The organism is Citrobacter sp. R4 (assembly GCF_026719175.1).
GTDB lineage: Bacteria > Pseudomonadota > Gammaproteobacteria > Enterobacterales > Enterobacteriaceae > Citrobacter_A > Citrobacter_A sedlakii.
This window is the reverse complement of sequence record NZ_JAPPSU010000064.1, coordinates 1-404: the sequence shown is the minus strand read 5'-3', so window position 1 is coordinate 404 and position 404 is coordinate 1. Positions and strand designations below refer to the sequence as shown.

General features: G+C 50.2%; 1 rRNA gene. It reads left to right on the top strand.

The annotated features are described in order from the left end of the window. Positions 1-291: 291 nt before the first annotated feature. Positions 292-404 (top strand): 23S ribosomal RNA (locus tag OOJ60_RS24600); the annotation flags it as partial.

Sequence of the window (404 nt, the reverse complement as noted above, 5' to 3'; positions counted from 1 at the left end):
GTAAGAAAACTTCAGAGTGTACCTGAAAAGGTTCACTGCGAAGTTTTGCTCTTTAAAAATCTGGATCAAGCTGAAAATTGAAACACAGAACAACGAAAGTTGTTCGTGAGTCTCTCAATTATCGCAACCATGAAGGATCCTGTCACAGGTGACGTGAGCGAAGTGAAGACAAGGCGTACCGCACGCAGCGAGCGCAGTGGACTTACTGTCCATGAGCATCGCGAGTACGGAACAACGCAGTATTCACGACGCGCAACGAACCGGACAGAACAAGACCTCTTCGGGTTGTGAGGTTAAGCGACCAAGCGTACACGGTGGATGCCCTGGCAGTCAGAGGCGATGAAGGACGTGCTAATCTGCGAAAAGCGTCGGCGAGGTGATATGAACCTTTGACCCGGCGATGT